This window comes from Synechococcus sp. R55.8 (assembly GCF_047461895.1).
Taxonomy (GTDB): Bacteria; Cyanobacteriota; Cyanobacteriia; order Thermostichales; family Thermostichaceae; genus Thermostichus.
In genome coordinates this window covers 1-16,904 of the sequence record NZ_JANSIB010000004.1, presented here as the reverse complement: position 1 = coordinate 16,904, position 16,904 = coordinate 1, and the positions used below count along the sequence as shown (strand labels likewise).

Here is a 16,904-nt window from a genome sequence, read left to right as displayed (position 1 = left end):
CTTAACGTGATCTGAATCATTCGGGAGAAACGGATCTGGGTGCTAGAGTGTGGGCGTTGAGGTGGATCCCTGTAGAAAATCTATCTCCGTTTTTCAGTAGGGAGGGCAGTCTTATGGCTTCGGTGCGGGGCTGGTTGGTGGCAAGCTTAATAGGAGCGGCCACAGTTATCGGGGGCGCTGCCGCTTGGGCTCAGAGCCGTAGTTTGTGGCTTCTTAATGGACAATCGACCGTAGTTACAGGCTATTTCTACCGAGGTGAAAACATCTGGGCGCAGTGCGACCAGGATTGCTTCGATGTGGATCTGGTGCTTTACGATGCCAGCGGTCAGGTGGTGGCTGCAGACGAACTGTTGGACGATTTCCCCATCGTGCAGGCGCCCTACGAGGGCAACTTTTCTGTCAAGGTGATCATGGCTAGCTGTCTCCACCCCAGTGGTTGTGCTGTGATCGTAGACTCGGACTACAGCTTCTAGAAGGGTGCTGGCTGTCCTCACTTCGTCACCACTGCTTGGGAAACCGATTCAGTAGCCTAGGCTGCTTTGTGAGCAGCTTCCTGGACTTTGGCGTGGGTAAACTTGCTCAGGCCGTGGATGGTCTTTTCCCAGTAGAAGGGCTTGGTAAAGAGCTGCCACAGAGCCATGTAAGCTGCCATAGAGTGCAGTTGCCAGTAGATGGGGTTGAGCAGGGCATAGAAGGCCAGATCGTAGTACCCTCGCCGGAAAACGGCCACCAAGTTGAGGTAAATCCCAATGGCGTTGCCCACCAGGAGGTTAAACAAGCCCAGATAAACCAGCCAACTGGGAAATAGGTTTTGCAGCCAATGGGCGCGGGTGAGCAGCCAGTAAATAAACAGCAGCCACATGATGGGGCTGGTGAGAAAGGTAAAGAAGCTGCCCCCGATAAAAAATTGGTAGGATAGCCAGTTTTTGAGGCCCAGCTTGCGCAAGGAGCGCAGGGGGTTGCGGTTGTGCACCAGCCAAGTTTGCATGTAGCCCTTGATCCAGCGGGAGCGCTGCCGGATCCAGTTTTTAACAGCGCAGTTGGCCTCTTCATAAGTGGTGGAGTTGATCACCCCCACCGTATAGCCGTGCTGGCTGGCGCGGATGCCTAGATCTGCGTCTTCGGTGACGTTAAAGGGATCCCATCCCTGCAGCTCCCGCAGGCGGTCAGTGCGAAAGTGGTTGCTAGTGCCTCCCAGGGGGATGGGCATTTTCAGAGTTTCCAAACCCGGCAGAAGGTAATCAAACCAATAGGAATACTCCAGGGTGAACATGCGGGTGAGGAAGTTCTCGTTGCGGTTGAAGTAGTTGAGGGCAGCCTGGACGCAGACCAAGCTGGGATCCCCTTTCTGGAAGGCCACAACCGCCTTTTTCAGTTGATCGGGGTCGGGGATATCTTCGGCGTCGTAGATGGTGAGGTATTCGCCACGGGCAAAGGCCAGGCCGTAGTTGCAGGCTTTGGGTTTGGTCTTGGGCTTGCTATCTGGCACGATGAGCAGGCGCACGTAGCGGGGGGGCTTGGCAGCCCGGGCCGCCTCAATGGTGTCTCGGTCGTTTTCTTCTAGCAAGATGAGCACATCTAAGCGCTCGTGGGGGTAATCCAGCTTGGAGAGGGAGTTGATGAGAATCGGCATCACTTCCGGTTCTTTGTAGACCGGCACCAGGATGGTGTAGATGGGCAAGTCGCGATCATCCAAAGCGGCTACTTCCTCATCGGTAATCTGGTGGAAGCGATCGGCGGATCCCACCAGACTGAGCAATAGCTTAAACAGAATCGAGGCCACGTAGAAGAGATTGATCAGCACCACCAAAATCGTCAGGGTCGTCCAGGGAGCAGTGGCCAATCCCCAAAGCAACAGCAGCAGCAGGCCGTAGCCCACTGCAATCTGAGAAGGAGTAAACACCCGCGAGGCCGATTCTTCTGGCAGGCGGGCCATCAGCTTGTACACCGCCTCTTGGCTGAAGCGGGATCCCTGGTCTTGGCTGAGCAGTTGCGTGATATCCTGCTCGGTGCCCAGCACCTTTTCAATCCGCAAGCCTGGCCGCCAGCTGTAGAGCAGCTCATCCACCGCCCAGTCCAGGGGGTCATTGACCATCACTGTAAGGGTGTGCTCATCCGTCCAGCTCAAGGGGTAGAAGAGGTGGCGCATCATCACCTCGGGATCAAACTGCCGGCTCAGGCTCTCGTCGCGGTGGAGCAGCCCTGTCCCCATTAGTTCTGAGACAGCGGGGTAGCCCAGCAAATGGGCTAGGATGCTGAGATACTCGGGGGTGGAGAGGTAGCTCAGCCGGGTCAGCACCTGCCCCAGGCTGGAGCCGGTGCGGCGGCGGATCTCCAAAGCCTGCTGCCACTGCTCTAAGGTAAGACGGCTGCCCAGCAGCTCGGCGGCCAGCTTGCGCTCAAGGATGACCGTCAGGATCTGCTTTTCAGTGGCTGGGATCTCCCAGAGTTTTTCTGCTTCCGGGCACAGGTGTTTCACAGACTGCCAAATGGCGGGGAAGCCCGGCTCTTCTGTGGCCACCACAACAGTTTGCGGGTCGAGCCAGCCACAGGGCAAAAAGCGCACCGGCACCAAATCAATAGGCTCAATCAGCCAAGGCAGCTCTGGATCTAGGGAGTGCTTGAGCAGCCAGTCTCTCAGCCTAGGCCGGTCCAGAATCTGGCGACACAAGTTGACAAACTTGTCCGGGTGCATGACTCGCAAGCTCCAAAGAGCCCTAGGCAAGGAGCAACTAGCTGCTTCGCGATACTCCTCAGCCTCAGCCAATTGCTGCCGGGTAAGGTAGCCCGTGCGCAAAAGCGAGGATTTGAGGGACTGGAGCATGGCTGGAAACCCTATTCGCGCAAGTGGGACGGAGTCCTTGCTTGGCTCAAGTCTGGTTTAACCGGAAGTCCTCTGCCAACCCCCCTAGGAAAGGGTGGGCGACTCAGGGCGGCGGGCCAAGCGTTGGTAGGTATTCCAGGCTCCTACTGCCAGCAAAAGGGCCAGCAGCAGCACTAACCAATAGCGGTATTGCCACAACAAAAGCTGCCAACTGAAGCGACCGGGGTAGCGCACTCGATAGCCCGACGGGGTGAGATCCCAGCTCTGTACTTGGGTGAGATCGGGGGCAGCGGCATAGGCGGTGAGCACGTTTCCCTGTAGCTGGTTGGCCAGGCGGGTGCGCGGATCGGCAAGGCCGCGGCTGAGGCGCTCTGCCAAAGCCGGGTCAGATCCCCACCAGGAAAGCCAAAGGTTCGGCTTACCTTTCAGGAGAAAGTACTGCAAAAGGCCGAGGTTTTCTTGAGGCTGAGCGGCCAAGGCCACCTGTCGGTTGAGGGGATTGATGATTTCAAACTGGGATCCCAGCCGGATGGGGCTATTAAGCTCCACCTGATCTGGCCCAGCCACGATCACCTGCCAGGCAAAGTTCCCCGTCTCCAGGTTGGCTTCCTCTTTGGGCAAAACCTCAAGGGTGGGCAGCAGGGGTCGGGCAGCCAGCCGGCTGAGGGCACCGACCAGGTAGGCGGCAGCCGGCAGCAGTTGGGGATCCCCCACCCACACTTGGCCGGATCCTCGAAGCACCGCCGGGATCTCCTGCAGCTCGCCAGTGGGGGCTTGGTAGCCGCTCCAGAGAAGGCCAGAGCTATCGGAACGCACTTGCAAAGTCAGCGGGGTCAGGGATCCCTGGCAATTACCGGGGCTGGCGCCATAGTCAAAGCGGAGCTCCAGTTGATTAAAGCGGCGCAGCAGGCGGGTGGGCAGGGTCACAGTTTCGTTGAGCTGGGTGCGCCCGGTTAGGTTGTAGGTGCGCAGCATCACCCCATTTAAGAACACGTAGCCGGTGAGACGATCCCCCACCCGGCCATCCACCGGGTTCATGATCACATCCAGTTGCGCCGCCAGATCCCGCGGTCGTCCCCCCAATTGGGACAGGTTGAAGTTGAAGACCAAAGACTGGCTGCCAAACCCCCGCAGCAGCGGATCCACGATCCCCAGCTCTCGCAGGCTGAGGCGGTTGGCCCTGAGCGCTCTCTCCAGATCCGCCACCCTTGTCACCTGGATGCCGCGGCTGACCAGCCCCGCCCGCTTCCATTCTTCATAGAGAGCAAGAATAGCTTCCCGGCGGGCGGCCACTCGCAGGCGGGATCCCTCTGGGGTAATTTGATGCTGCAAGTGGGGGGTGAAATTGGCCGGCTCTAAGATCACCTGTGCCCCCTGCTTCGGACGGTTGCTCCACAGGATGGGCGTTTGCGGAAACAGGTGAGAAAGGAGGCTGTACAGCCACAGAGCTGCTTCCGCCGTCTCAGAGGAAGGATTGGCCGGCACTACCAAAGTAACCTGAGGATACAGCCGGCCCAGAAAACCGGCCACCGTGGCATCAGGAACGAGGGGCGCCAGCTCAAAGAAACTGTCCCGCCCTACCGTCAGCAGCAAATTGCCGGTATTCAAGTCGGCACAGATGTCGTCGGTAATGCTCAGGAAAGGCTGCACCGACAAGGTGATAAAGCGCTCGCCAGCGGCCAAGCTGGGGATGGGCACCCGCACCACCGGCTCCTGCCGCAGGTCCCGCACCAGAAAAAGGCCCATTAGCTCCTCGTTGATCAGCACCCGCACCGTGGACGTGGGCTTGAGCACCGGCGAGGGATCCAGGCGCAACTGCACAAAGCTGGCCTCAGGGTCAACACCGTTCAGGGGGGCAGGGATCCCGATATCTAGACGCGGGTTAGCTCCTTGCAGCAGCACCGAGCGGTCGTAGCCCAGCCTTTGCAGAGAAATGACTTCCGCTGCGTGGACAGCCGTCGGCCCGCAACACCAAAGCAAACCGGCAACCCACAAAGCCCACTGCCTTGCCTTCTGCGTCACCTTGACCCCCTCTTGCTTATCCCTCACTTGTCTAGTGCAGGCAAGCCCCTTGGCCCACCTGACCCAAGTTTGCCCAACATGCAGAAATCTGTAAGCTTTCGGGGTCTGTACGCACAAACCGTAGATTCGGATGCCCAGGGGATCCCTCTACTGGCGGGCGTAGTCATCCTCAAAGCGCACGATGTCGTCCTCCCCGAGGTATTCCCCGTTTTGCACCTCGATCAACACCAAGGGAAGGGTGCCGGGGTTTTCCAGGCGGTGCTTGGTGCAGGGGGGAATGTAAGTGGACTCGTTGGAGCTCAGCAGCATCACCTCTTCTCCACGGGTCACTTTCGCTGTGCCCCTGACCACGATCCAGTGCTCGCTGCGGTGGTAGTGCATCTGCAGGCTGAGCCGATGGCCAGGCTTCACCTCGATGCGCTTGATCTTGTACATCGGGCCTTCATCCAAAACCCAGAAGGATCCCCAGGGACGGGTCTCTGCTTGAGAGGGCACCAGCTCAAGCGCTGGAACTGCTGCTTCATTCACGTCCCGCACAGCCTGCAACATAAGATCATGTCCTTGCAAAGTCGTCCCCATCCTCTCTCAGAATCCGAGACCTCCTCATCGACAATATGGCTGAATTGGCCTACGCCAAAACTCGTAGATAAAGTCTCTCAGGCCAGGGAATGCTAATCTAGCCCTGTGTCCAGTTCCCAGACACGTCAGCCCATCCCCATACTTTTTCTGAAACTTGTTCTCATCAGACAACTCTTAAGGCTTGATTCGCTGTTGAATGAGTTGCCTTCTAACTTCTTGAAGTCGTTAAAGCAACCCATGTTTCTCACCAAGCTCAGGGCTTTCTTGCGGCTCTTCGGGTCTACCGGGATCCTGTTTCTGCTGCTGGCTAGCCTTCTGTGGGGTTTGAAGGAAGGCTGGAGCTGGGTGAGCTTGGAGATGCAGTTTCTTGGCTATAAGGGATCCGTAGCCGCCCTGGGGCCGGATCCGCGCCTGCCCATTGTCGGCACCACTTTCCCCCCCTCCCTGGTGCTGGCCACGGCCATTCTGGGACGATCCCCGCTGTTGCTGCAGACCATCTTGGGCTCTCTGGTGCTGGGCTGGGTGTGGCGGCAGTTACGCCGTTTGCCGGTGGAGGTGGGATGGTGCTGGCTGTGGGGTTTGTTGATGGTGGTGCAGCCGACTTTGATCTTGATGCTGCTGCGCAGCCCTGTTTGGACAGCCACAGCAGGGTTGGTGGGGGTGAACATGGCCCTGCTGTTTCCCTTGAGTAAAGAGGAGCAGGCCAGGGCAGAGACTGGGGCGGATTCTGGCGAGCTGCCCATTGCGCTACGGCTACTGCTCATTGGGCTGGCGCTGGGGCCTCTGATGGTGCTGCGTTGGGAAAGTGGGTGGCTGCTGCCCTGGGTGGCAGGGGTGCTGCTGTTGGCTTTTCGCAAACAGTCCTGGGGTTTTCGGCTGGCTTCGCTGCTGGTGGCAGGGTTTATCAGCCTGGCCCTGATGTTGAGCTGGCTGTACGTGAACTGGCTGTCGGCAGGGGATCCCTGGGCTTTCACCTACCAGGTGGGCAGCGGTCTGCGGCTGCCGCAATTGCGGGAAGACTTGCAGCAGGCGGGTGGCTGGCGGGGGGTGCTGGAGGCTGGGAAATGGCTGGCGGTGCTGGCCCCTGCCTATCTGCTGTTGGGGCTGGGATCCCTGCTAGGCCGAGGCCCGGGTCGCTGGGTATGGGCTCTGGTCTGGGGGATGCCGCTGGTCATCCTGCTGGCTTCTCTAGGGCAGGGGCTGTTTTTGCGGGAGCTGAGCCGCTTTGGCCTTTTCTGGGTGCCGCTGCCTTTGCTGATGGGCGCCTACTTGTGTCGCGGAGCCGGCCCCGGCTGGGCTAAGCGCCTGTTGATCACTGCCCTCTTGGGGTTGAACTGCCTCACTGCCGGTTATGGGGTGAGCCAAGAGCCGGGTTTCTTCATGCCCCTGGTGGCCGAGGAGCGGGATCTCTGGGAGCGGCTGGTGGCAGGGTTAGTGCCCCTTAGTGGCGAGTTGGAAGCTGCCCAAAACCTGTATGAAGTAACCTCTGCTGGGCAAGCCCTAGAAGACTGGCGGAGGCTGCGGCAGGAAAAGCGCCAGGTTGGGCAGTATCTCTATCGCCACCTGTTGCCCGGACAAAAAGTGCTGGTGGACGACGACATCCACTTTGAGGCTATCTTTTGGGCAAGGGATCCCCGCTCTTTCCTTACTCCTCACCAGTACGAGTTTGCCCTGGCCCTTCAGCATCCCCAGGAAAGGGTGGACTACCTCTTGGTAGCGGGGCTGGCGGATCCCTTGCGGAGCGCCGATCGCATCCTGCAATTTTGGCCTGAGCTCAATTTTGAGGGGCTGCCGGGCTTCAGGGAGGTTTATAGCTCCCCCCAAGTGCGGCTGTGGGCTCGCCAACACCAAGAGGAACCGCAGGAGGAGAGGAGATGAAAAGGAGACGATCCTGGCAGCGGCGACAGGTGCTGCAAGCGGGCGGAGCGCTGCTGGCTGCCTATGGGGTTGCCGGCTGTGGCCAGGAGTTTTTGAGTCAGCAGGGGAGTCGCAGCCCGGAAAATGCCGAGACGGGAAGCATGAACTTGTCAGAGCTGCTGGCCCGCTGGCAGGTGGGCATTGGCGAGGATCCCGGTCGCTTCCTCTGGGAAATCGAGTCGGATCCGCAGGTGGCGGCAGTGGCGCAGGGGTGGGATCCCCATTTCCTGAGCGGCTGGCTGAACAGCTTTGATCACCGCCAGGGGGATCTCTCCTTTTGGCGCAACTGGCACCAGGCCGGGCTTTTGCGGCAGTGGTTTGAGCGGGGCTATACCCTCCACATCATCACCTGGGAAGACGACACCCACCGCCCCTGCGGCGACTACCACATCTCCAAGCAGTTTGTCCAGGATGTAGCCGAATTGGCCGGCTATATCGCTCAAGCCAACCCCCAAGGCCGCCCTACCTATTGGAGCCTGGCCACGGAGTTTTCCTATTGGCGGATCCCGGCGGACACCTACAACGCCGACACTGCTCCCTACTACCAAGCCCTGATGCGCAATGTCCTCAAAGCCCGACAGGCCATCAAAGAGCGGCTGCCAGAGGCCGAAGTGGCCCTGTGCTGGGGGGGCTGGATTGCCACCTTTGACGACCCTTCCCAGGGGGCAGGCCGCAGCATGGTGGAGCCCTTTGCCGAGACCATGAGCCAAATGGACGGGATCGCCTTCCAGTCCATGCGCCAGCGGCGGCCAGGGGAGTTTAACCCAGAGCTGAACGGCCCGGATCCCGGCAACCCAGAGCAAATCCGCCTCTGTTGCCGCCTGTTTTCCCCTATCCACTCCAACCTGATGTTGGCCCACTACGAGCCATCGATTAAGGACAAGCACCCCAGTGGCGGACGGGCCGACACTGTCCATACAGACTTTCAGCTCATGAGCCAGCCGGAGTGGCTGCGGGAAGTGTCTCAACTGGGGCTGCGGCACCTGTCCTTGATGCACTACGGCCTGTATAAGGGGGATCCCTTCGGAGCGCTGACCGCCGCTCGCCAATTCCGGGCACAGGTGGGCCTACCGGCTGCCACCTCATAGTTAGCAGTCGTTCCAAAGCCGGTTTTGTCCCGGATCTTGGCCCAGAGCTTGATCCTGGGGATACAATCCCCCTGAAACTGCCGGGATCCCTGCCATGGAGAAGCTGAGATTTCTAAGGGCAAGCCTGCTGGCGAGTCTAGTGGTTAGTGCAATGCCGCCGGAGCTGCCGGCCTGGGCAGGATGCGGTTTTCCCCGCGGTGCCGGCAAGACTTTTTTTTCGCTGCAGCCGGAGGTCTATCGGCCTCGCACCCGCTTTGACCAGGGGGGGCAACTGGGGCCTGCTCTCTCAGAATATGGGGAAACCCGCCTCAACCTTTTCGCCGAGACTGGCCTTAGCGATCAGCTCACTCTCAACCTCAACACCAGCTACGTTTTCATCGAAAATCGCTTTGCCAGCGGGGCTGACACCGTTACCCAGCGCAACCAGGGCCTGCGGGATCTGGAGCTGGGCCTACGTCATACTTGGGGAAACGGGGATCCCTTCTTCTCGGCTCAGCTAACGGCCTTGATCCCGCCGGGATATGCCACCCAAGACATTCCCCTGCCCTTGGGGTACGGTGTTTTCGGCTACGATCTCAAAGTTGGGGTGGCGGCCAATACCCAGTTGGGATCCCTGCCCGCCTTTTTCGACTCCTGCCTCACGTTCCGAGATTACTTGGGCTATCCCGGGGATCGGGTCAAGGCCAACTTAACCCTTGGGGCCGATTTGACTCCTGAGCTGCAGGCCATCCTGGCCCTGGATGGGGATTTTACGTTGGGCAACGGCGCGCCTTTGTTGTTCGGGGATTTGGCCGTTCAGGATCCCGACTACGACAACCTCAAGCTTTCGGGCCAGCTCAACTGGCGGCTGGAGGGAGGGTTAACGCTGGGCTTGGGGGGGTTTCAGTTCCTGGCCGGTCGCAACACCAATGCCGGCGGCGGCTTTACCGGCTATGTGTGGCTAAGTTACTGAAACCCAACAAAATGTTGCAGGATATCCCCTACGGTAACAGGGATCCGCAGGGGCAGATCTAGGATGAGTCTTGGCAAACTACGGCCCGGAGAACGGATCCCATGCCTCGATTTGAGAACCTCATTGCCGCCATCGATGGCAGCGGCCCCACTGAGCAAATGGTGCATACCCTTCTGTCTCTGCCGGCCTTTGCCCAGTGCCACGTGACATTGCTGCATGCGGTGCCTTCCCAGACCTCTGCCGAGGAGATGCGGGCTGCCTGGCAAAAGGGGCAGGAACTGCTGGCCCAAACCCTGCAGACTTTCCCCCCCCGCCCAGGGCTAAAGATCAGCACGCAACTGGTGGAAGGGGATCCCAAAGTGGTGGTGCTGCAGGTGGCCGAGTCTATGCCCAATCCGCTGATTGTGATGGGATCCCGGGGGCGCAACCGCATCATGGCCATTTTGCAGAACTCGGTGAGCCAATATGTGTTTCAGCTCGCCTCCTGCCCAATGCTGCTGGTCAAAGACGACGCCTACGTCAAATACCCCAGCCATGTCATGGTGGCCCTCAACAACTCCCCCGCTGCCCAGGCCGCCTTTGCCACGGCCCTTGACTTGATCTCCGGCATTCAAGGGGCCCAGATCTTCCTGGCCTCTGTGCAGTTGGATGCCGACAACCCAGGTAGAGATGAGGCCCTAGATCGGGCAATCGACATCCTCAAAAACCGGCAAATCGGCCACCAGGTGTTGACGGCTGTCGGGGATCCGGGCACAGAAATTGTCCGCTTAGCCGCCGAGAGCAACGCCGATCTGCTGGTGATGGGATCCCCTGACCGCCGACCTACCATTGCCCGCAGCATTCCCGATTTGGATCGGCTGTTGGGGCGTTCCATCTCCGACTATGTGCGGGTGCACATCGGCTGCCCCGTGCTGATGGTGCGTTCCGTCCAAGACAGCGACTGAGCCAGGCTTCAAGGCAGTATGGAGCGGCGCTCTGTAACTCGGTCACTCTGCTGCTGGCGATCCGGGCTGACGGCCCAAGCTTCAAAGATCAGCTCAGGGACTCCGGGAGGGATGGTCATGCGGGTGAGGGCTTGCCACTGCCCCTGCTCGTCACGGGAGAAGTCCAGCAACCAACGGGGGCCATCCACCAAAGAGCGAGTGCGCCCGTGCTTCACCCAAAACTTGATCCAAAAAGGGGCTTGATGGCCTGCAGCAGGGTTGGTCGTGGGGGGCAAGCGCAACACCACATCGAAATTGTCTCCGGCTCGGAGTTGCTCGGGCACCACCAGTTGGGGAGTTGGACAAACCCCAGGCGGAGCGGGGGGCAGCAGCGAGTTTTCAGAGGGAGCTACAGGGCTACTCGGGATCCCGGCTGCCGCTTGCGTTGGCAAGATGGCCTCAGCTTGGGGTGGTGGGGAAGGGGAGGAGATGGGCGATGGCAACTCTGCCGTCTCTGCTTCGGGTAGGGGCTGAGCGGAGGGGTTGGGCGCAGATGGCAGGGGATCCTTTTCCGGGAAGGAGCGGAGGGCTTGGGTCTCGGCGGGCTGAACGGGCGAAGCTGAGTCCTCCTCTCGCTGTTGCTCGGCAACGCTGACGGAAATGGGGGCGCTGTGTTGCCAGATGCGCAACAGCTTTTGCAGGGTGCGTTCGGGAGACAGCAAGGTTAAGGGGGGGTCTTCCCGCAACCGGGCCAGTGGGATGTTTGTTGCTCCCCAATACTGACGCGGAGGGGAGGCGGGAGGCAGCTCTCCGCCTTGTTGCTCCGCAACGCTGACGCGAAGGTCTCGACAGCGGACGGAAAACGGAATCGTCAAGGGCTGGGAAGGCCGGTCTGCATCCCGCCAGGAAGAGGGAGTGAGGGCCAGTTCCCCCCGCAAAGGACGGGTCCAAACGCGGCTTGGCAGGGTGATGGGAATGCTGAACACCGCCGTTCGGGCTTCAGCGGGAAATTGAATTAGCCGTTGCCCCTCGAAAACCGTGCTCTCCTCGCCTTCCTGCCAAACCCGTACCCGCAGCTCGCCGCTGCAGCCGATCCGCCCCGTCAACACCAGCACCTCCTCCGGGGATCCCTCCAATTCACTGTGCATTAGGGAAAACAGCTCTGGCGGGATGGCGACCTCTTTTTTCTGGGGGGGCTCAAACCCGGCCTCTTCAGCCACCGGGGCAGGGATCCCCCGTTCCGGCTCCAGAGGCGCAGGGGCAGGCACAACCTGAAAACGGAGACAATTGTCCAACTCGGTTTCGCCGAACAGTTCTGCGATCAAGTCGGCATCTCGGCAGTGCAATTCCCAAAACCCAGGGGTGAGGTGGCTGGCGGGCAAAATAATGCCGATCCCTTCATCGTTGGTGCGCACAGAACGGGTTTGGACCTGTGGAGGAGTCGTGCCGGTGTTGGGGCCCTGATTCTGTGGCCCTAGAGGACGCTGCCGGACTTCCACCGTGATGGTGAAGTGGGGCTGGGGCGAACGGGCAACAATGGTGTAGGTATCTTCTTCCAGAACTGCTCCCTCGGCTGGTACCGGCTGCCAGTCTTCTTGGCCGTCGCGCCGAACCCAAAAATTCAACATGGCTCCATCACCTTAGGTGCTCCGCACTGCTGACGCGAATGGCATGCCAGATACTGAATCAGATCGGCTTGCAAAAGGGTTTGCTGTTGCCCTGTAGGCAGGTGCTTAAGCTGTACCTCTCCGGCTGCAGCTTCCGCATCCCCTAGCACAACAGCCCAAGTTGCGCCGCTGCGGCTGGCCCGTTTGAACTGCTTGCCAAAGGCGCTGCCGCTCAGATCCAGCTCGGTGCAGAAACCGGCTCGGCGCAGCGCTTGAGCGATCCGGAGGGATTGGGCCTCAGCCTTCGCCCCACGGGAGATCACGTAAACCTCGACCGGTGCTGGCGGAGCCTCCCCTTGTTTCTTTTGCAACAGCAGCACCAGCCGCTCCATGCCGATGGCCCAGCCCACCGCTGGGGTTGAAGGCCCGCCCAGCTCTTCCACCAAGCCGTCGTAGCGACCGCCCCCACAGACGGTACTCTGGGATCCCAAGTCAGGTGAGACGATCTCAAAGGCGGTGTGGGTGTAGTAGTCCAGGCCCCGCACCAAGTAGGGATCCAACTGGTAGGGAATATCCAACATCTGCAGGTGATCTTGCACCTGCTCGAAGAAAGCCCGCGATTCTGGGCCGAGGTAATCCGGCAGCTTGGGGGCCCCCTCGGCAATCTCGCGGGTGCGGGGATCCTTGCTGTCTAGAATGCGCAGCGGGTTGCGGGTGAGGCGCTCTTGGGAGTCGGGATCCAGCTTCTCCCGCAAGGGAGTGAGGTAGTCCACCAGGGCCTGGCGATAGGCCCGCCGATCCTGCAGATCCCCCAGGGAATTGAGCCGCAAGCTCAGGTTCTCCGCCCCCACCGCTTGCAACAGCTCCCAGGCCAAGGCGATGACTTCCGCATCGGCGCGGGGATCCCGGCTGCCCAGCAGCTCTACCCCCAACTGGTGGAACTGGCGTTGCCGCCCCGCCTGGGGACGCTCATAGCGAAACATCGGCCCACAATACCAGAGGCGTTGCACATCTCCAGCCGTTTGCAGCCCGTGCTGGATGTAGGCCCGCACCACACCTGCTGTGTTCTCTGGGCGCAGGCTGACCTCTTGCTCGCCACGGGTGCTGAAGGAGTACATCTCCTTGCCCACCACGTCGGTGGCGCTGCCAATGCTGCGGGCAAAGAGTTCCGTCAACTCCAGGATGGGGGTGCGAATTTCTTGGTAGTTGGCCCGTCCCAGGATCTCTCGGGCGCTGGCTTCCACCTGCTGCCAGAGCCGCACCTCCTGCGGCAGAATATCTCGGGTGCCCCGCACCGCCTGGATCATCTCCATTCTCGTTCTCCCTCCCTGGGGTGGGCCTGGCCGCCTGCTATGCCAATGGCTGTTCTCGTCAAAGGACTCCGTCCCGCTGACGCAAACGGCCTAGTTATTGATTATCGGCGACAACACTCCCCGTCGCTAGCGGAGCCAAATGACCCCGATCCAAGCTCGAGTCCAACCAGGAGTAGGTGGCGGCAATTTGGCTGGTGGCAACAACAGCGGCGGTGGTAGCTCGCAAGATGGTAGGGCCAAGGGAGACGCACACGCCCCCATATTCCTCAGCTTGCCGACGTTCGGCAACCGTCCAGCCCCCCTCTGGGCCAATGGCTATGGCCAAGGCCGGGATCTGCAGCTTTGGCAGGGCTTGCACCAGCGGGGGCGCTTTGTGCCGAGCCACGGCTATACCCCACCAAAAGGACTCCGTCCGAGTAGCGCGAACGGCTTGTAGCTCCGCCAGCCAACTTGTCCAAGGGGTAGGGGGATCGACCTGAGGCCAGCGCAACCGCTCACATTGTTCTGCGGCCTCCCGCACAATTTTTTGCCAGCGTTCCTGCCGCCCAGATCCCGGTTCCAACACGGTGCGCTCCGTCAGCAGGGGAGTAATGCGCGCCGCCCCCAGCTCGGTAACCTGGCGGAGCACCTCGTCAAACCCCTGCCCTTTGACCACCGCCAAGCCCAGATGCAAAGAAACAGGCAATTCCCGCGGCAGCACCTCCACCTCGCCCACAACTCGGGATCCCTGGGCTTGCCAACGGGCCGCCCACAGCTTGCCTGAGCCGTCCAAAACCAAAAAGAGATCCCCCGGCCTGAGGCGGCGCACCCGCTGCAAGTAGTGCTGTTGCAGACCAGTTAAATGGAGAACACCGCTGGGATCCCGCTGCGCTGGGTCAATCGCCAATCGGGGCAAAGCGCTCAGGTCATGCGTGCGTTCAGACAACACCATTCCCCCCGTCGCCAGAGGGCTGCCACCACCCATTCGTTGGCCTCCAGCATCTCCGCCACCAACTTGGCCTGCTCGATGAGGATGCCGCTGAGGATCAGCCATCCCCCCTCCTTCACCACCAGCCGAAACTCCGGGATCATATCCAGGATCACATCTGCCAGGATGTTGCACACCAGCCCATCCACCATTTCGGGAATATGCTCCAGGCTGCCCTGAGCGACCACAATGCGATCCGTCAGGCCGTTGAGATCGCGGTTGTGCATCGTGGCTTGCACCGCCAGGGGGTCGATGTCCACCGCAAACACCCGCTTCACCCCCAACAGGGCCGCCGCCAACGACAGAATCCCGGATCCACAGCCCACATCGGCCACAGTCACTCCCTCGGCACCCCCGCCGCCCTCCAGGCGCATCTCCAGCGACTCCAGACAGAGCTGAGTGGTGGGGTGAGTGCCCGTGCCGAAGGCCATACCGGGATCCAGCCGCAACAGGTGCCGACCGGGGTGAGGGGGCGGATCCAGCCAGGCCGGACAAATGAGCAACTTGTCCCCGACCCATTGGGGCTGCCAGTGCTGCTTCCAACTGCTGCTCCAATCTTCCGCCTCTATGCGTTCCCAGCGCAGCTTGGGAACCCGCTGACCGGCAATGAGGGCATCCTGCTGCAGGCGCAGGGAGAGGGCTGCCAAATCCAAGAGGCTGACGTGAGGCCAAGGCAGATAGGCGTGAATGCAAATCTGATCTTCGCCGTGGGCTTGGCTGGTCATGCCCCGACAGCCAAAATTCTCCAGCCGCCAAAAGATCAGGTCTTCTTGGGCAGGGGAGGCGATGAGACTGAGATCCCACCAAGCACCAGCGGGGTCCAGCGCTTGTGCGGGCGAAAACGGAGTGGGATTGGCAACAGTTCTGCTCACAGGGATCCCTTCACAAACCTAGGGAAAAACCAAAGTGATGGCCAACAAGATAGCGCTTCATGTCACCCAGCCGGCCAGCACTCAATGCGGCACTTTATATCAAAAATTGCAGCGCTCTGCTCAATTCATAGTTTAGGCTTATTCTGGCTATTCTGGGATTGAAAGGCTCACAGCGTCGGTTCAGCAGCGAAGAAGGGAAGGATCCCCCCAATTGGGGGATGACCCTCAGCGGCTCTTTGGATGACCAGCTCAGCCCTGTGAGATACCTGTGAGATAGATTAAGTCCAAAAGCATTGAACAAGAATTGGATGCAGCGTCGACATTCGTTTCGAGCCTCAGTGATTTTGCGGATAAATGAGGTTTGGCTGGGGCGTACTGAGCAACGATGTAAGGATGAAGAAAGAGCAATGCAGGTGGCGAGGTCGATGTCAATTGAGCAGTCAGGGCAGCAGCCGAAGGTAGCTCCTTGGGGGATTACCAGAGGGGAAAGGGCTGCCCATAAGGATCCCCAGCCGCTCAAAGTCAGCACCCGCAAGGACTCCGTGCCGCTGACGCGATCCGCTCTGATGCGGCGTTTTAACCAGAGCTTTCCGCCTTTTTACAGCCAGTTTGTCAGCAGCGAGGTGCAGGCCCAAAATCTGCGCTTGGCTTACACCCTCTACCAGACCCGCAAGGCGGTGGTACAGATGCAGGACGAAGGTCGCAAGACGGTGGTCTGTCTGGCCTACCGTAATCGACCTTCCCTGCTCAGCGATCTGTTTGGGGTGTTCACCGCTTTTAATCTCTCGGTGCACGGCATCCATCTCTATGGGCAGATCTACTCACCGCACCTGGTGTTTATCCGCACCATTGTCTCCCGCGATGGCCACAGCCTTTCTTCCCAAACCAAGCTCAGCCTAGAACGGGCCATTCACGAATGCCTGGCGGGTGTGTTTCGCGTTCACGAAACCTTGGCACTGGAGTTTGATCTCAAGGCCGGACTAAAAGACGTGCAGGTTTCTTTTTATTTTGACCCGGTGTTTCATTTGCCCACACTTCTGGTGGATGTGGACAACCAGCCGGGCGCGTTTTACCGGGTGATGACGGCCCTCGCGCAGGAGGATTTGACCGTTGTTAACCTCAACTTGATGCTCCGCCGCAAGCAGACGCGCTTTATTTTCTACTTGCTGGGGCCGGATTCAACTCCAGCCATGCCGGAGTTCCTGGGGCAAAAATTGGCCTTGAGCATCCAGCAGCGGCTGCAAGGGGATCCCGCCTAGATCTGCACGGGACTGGGAGGCAAATCGAAAAGGACGGTGTTCATGTAGCGCTCTGCCCAGGCGGGACCGAAGGCTTTTTCCAAAACGCGGCGGGTGCGGTCGTTCTGCTGTTGCTGGCTGCAATAGCGCTGCTGCCCCTGGTAGTGGGCCAAAATCTGGCCGGGATCCGTCTGTGGGGGGATCTGCTGCGCCAGCCGGCAGTGAATTTCCAGGAAACGGCAGGCAAAGTGTAAAAAGCGCTCGGCCTCTGCTTCGTCGGCAGGACGCACGAACAGACAGTAGGGAGAAAAAATCGTGCCCCACTCCGGCAACCGGCGCCGATGCTGGAAAGGGGCCAGATGGGATCCCAACGCTTCCAGCTCTTGGATATAGAGATCGGGCAAGCTGGGGGTCACCGGCGAGAGATCGACAATGGCGGCGCTCACCTGTCCGCGACCGACCACAATGTCGCAACCGAACAGCGGCAGCGGGTACTGCGGCTGCGGAAACATAACGCAATGGAGAATATCCAGGCTTTGCCCGGCCTGGGCCAGCTCCAGGTGCAGTTTGCGAAAGGGATCCCCTTGGTAGCAGCGGTTTTC

At 60.1% G+C, this 16,904-nt stretch carries 14 protein-coding genes; 6 read left to right on the top strand and 8 right to left on the bottom strand.

Annotated features, from left to right (window positions below; translation table 11 throughout):
- Positions 1 to 113 precede the first annotated feature (113 nt).
- Positions 114 to 473 (top strand): hypothetical protein, encoded by a 360-nt coding sequence (locus tag NW829_RS00730; protein WP_099812809.1) that lies wholly within the window; start codon positions 114 to 116, stop codon positions 471 to 473.
- A 56-nt stretch (positions 474 to 529) separates the two neighbouring features.
- Here NW829_RS00730 and NW829_RS00725 read toward each other — a convergent pair whose 3' ends face one another.
- The 3 genes from NW829_RS00725 to NW829_RS00715 form a co-directional block, all read right to left on the bottom strand.
- Positions 530 to 2,824, bottom strand: a complete 2,295-nt coding sequence (locus NW829_RS00725; RefSeq protein WP_414416225.1) for a glycosyltransferase family 2 protein — start codon at positions 2,822 to 2,824, stop codon at positions 530 to 532.
- An 84-nt stretch (positions 2,825 to 2,908) separates the two neighbouring features.
- Positions 2,909 to 4,846, bottom strand: coding sequence for a cellulose biosynthesis cyclic di-GMP-binding regulatory protein BcsB (locus tag NW829_RS00720; protein ID WP_414416224.1), 1,938 nt, complete (start codon positions 4,844 to 4,846; stop codon positions 2,909 to 2,911).
- A 147-nt stretch (positions 4,847 to 4,993) separates the two neighbouring features.
- Entirely contained in the window at positions 4,994 to 5,395 is a 402-nt protein-coding gene (locus NW829_RS00715; RefSeq protein ID WP_148202691.1) for a cupin domain-containing protein, read from the bottom strand.
- Between the two features lie 267 nt (positions 5,396 to 5,662).
- Between NW829_RS00715 and NW829_RS00710 the strand changes: the two genes are divergently transcribed.
- The 4 genes from NW829_RS00710 to NW829_RS00695 all read left to right on the top strand — a co-directional run bounded on the left by NW829_RS00710 (position 5,663) and on the right by NW829_RS00695 (position 10,326).
- Positions 5,663 to 7,303, top strand: a complete 1,641-nt coding sequence (locus NW829_RS00710) for a hypothetical protein (protein WP_414416223.1) — start codon at positions 5,663 to 5,665, stop codon at positions 7,301 to 7,303.
- Entirely contained in the window at positions 7,300 to 8,430 is a 1,131-nt protein-coding gene (locus NW829_RS00705; protein ID WP_414412747.1) for a hypothetical protein, read from the top strand. The genes NW829_RS00710 and NW829_RS00705 overlap by 4 nt, the downstream gene beginning before the upstream one ends.
- A 139-nt stretch (positions 8,431 to 8,569) precedes the next feature.
- Positions 8,570 to 9,382 carry a hypothetical protein gene (locus NW829_RS00700; protein WP_414388847.1) on the top strand — a complete coding sequence of 271 codons (813 nt, stop codon included), beginning with the start codon at positions 8,570 to 8,572 and terminating at the stop codon, positions 9,380 to 9,382.
- 101 nt (positions 9,383 to 9,483) lie between these two features.
- Positions 9,484 to 10,326 (top strand): universal stress protein, encoded by an 843-nt coding sequence (locus NW829_RS00695; protein WP_414412746.1) that lies wholly within the window; start codon positions 9,484 to 9,486, stop codon positions 10,324 to 10,326.
- Positions 10,327 to 10,334: 8 nt separating this feature from the next.
- Here the strand turns inward: NW829_RS00695 and NW829_RS00690 are convergent, their stop codons facing one another.
- The 4 genes from NW829_RS00690 to prmA form a co-directional block, all read right to left on the bottom strand.
- Positions 10,335 to 11,933 (bottom strand): hypothetical protein, encoded by a 1,599-nt coding sequence (locus NW829_RS00690; protein ID WP_414416222.1) that lies wholly within the window; start codon positions 11,931 to 11,933, stop codon positions 10,335 to 10,337.
- The gene (gene hisS / locus NW829_RS00685) at positions 11,927 to 13,225 is read right to left on the bottom strand and encodes a histidine--tRNA ligase (protein WP_414414076.1); all 1,299 of its coding nucleotides are present in this window, start codon (positions 13,223 to 13,225) and stop codon (positions 11,927 to 11,929) included. Before hisS ends, NW829_RS00690 begins: the two co-directional genes overlap by 7 nt.
- 94 nt (positions 13,226 to 13,319) lie before the next feature.
- Complete coding sequence (locus tag NW829_RS00680; RefSeq protein WP_414416221.1) at positions 13,320 to 14,156, bottom strand: 16S rRNA (uracil(1498)-N(3))-methyltransferase; 837 nt, start codon at positions 14,154 to 14,156, stop codon at positions 13,320 to 13,322.
- Positions 14,126 to 15,016, bottom strand: a complete 891-nt coding sequence (gene prmA, locus NW829_RS00675) for a 50S ribosomal protein L11 methyltransferase (protein ID WP_414414144.1) — start codon at positions 15,014 to 15,016, stop codon at positions 14,126 to 14,128. Before prmA ends, NW829_RS00680 begins: the two co-directional genes overlap by 31 nt.
- Before the next feature lie 473 nt (positions 15,017 to 15,489).
- Between prmA and NW829_RS00670 the strand changes: the two genes are divergently transcribed.
- Entirely contained in the window at positions 15,490 to 16,323 is an 834-nt protein-coding gene (locus NW829_RS00670) for a hypothetical protein (RefSeq protein WP_414416220.1), read from the top strand.
- On the opposite strand, the gene NW829_RS00665 is transcribed toward NW829_RS00670, so the two are convergent.
- Positions 16,320 to 16,904: phycocyanobilin:ferredoxin oxidoreductase (locus NW829_RS00665; protein ID WP_414416219.1), on the bottom strand; the 585-nt coding region annotated here is incomplete at its 5' end. The genes NW829_RS00670 and NW829_RS00665 overlap by 4 nt on opposite strands.

Coding starts and splice junctions, on each gene's coding strand:
- NW829_RS00730 (WP_099812809.1), top strand. CDS start 114: ATGGCTTCGGTGCGGGGCTGGTTGGTGGCAAGCTTAATAGGAGCGGCC.
- NW829_RS00725 (WP_414416225.1), bottom strand. CDS start 2,824: ATGCTCCAGTCCCTCAAATCCTCGCTTTTGCGCACGGGCTACCTTACC.
- NW829_RS00715 (WP_148202691.1), bottom strand. CDS start 5,395: ATGTTGCAGGCTGTGCGGGACGTGAATGAAGCAGCAGTTCCAGCGCTT.
- NW829_RS00710 (WP_414416223.1), top strand. CDS start 5,663: ATGTTTCTCACCAAGCTCAGGGCTTTCTTGCGGCTCTTCGGGTCTACC.
- NW829_RS00705 (WP_414412747.1), top strand. CDS start 7,300: ATGAAAAGGAGACGATCCTGGCAGCGGCGACAGGTGCTGCAAGCGGGC.
- NW829_RS00695 (WP_414412746.1), top strand. CDS start 9,484: ATGCCTCGATTTGAGAACCTCATTGCCGCCATCGATGGCAGCGGCCCC.
- NW829_RS00690 (WP_414416222.1), bottom strand. CDS start 11,933: ATGTTGAATTTTTGGGTTCGGCGCGACGGCCAAGAAGACTGGCAGCCG.
- hisS (WP_414414076.1), bottom strand. CDS start 13,225: ATGGAGATGATCCAGGCGGTGCGGGGCACCCGAGATATTCTGCCGCAG.
- NW829_RS00680 (WP_414416221.1), bottom strand. CDS start 14,156: ATGGTGTTGTCTGAACGCACGCATGACCTGAGCGCTTTGCCCCGATTG.
- NW829_RS00670 (WP_414416220.1), top strand. CDS start 15,490: ATGTCAATTGAGCAGTCAGGGCAGCAGCCGAAGGTAGCTCCTTGGGGG.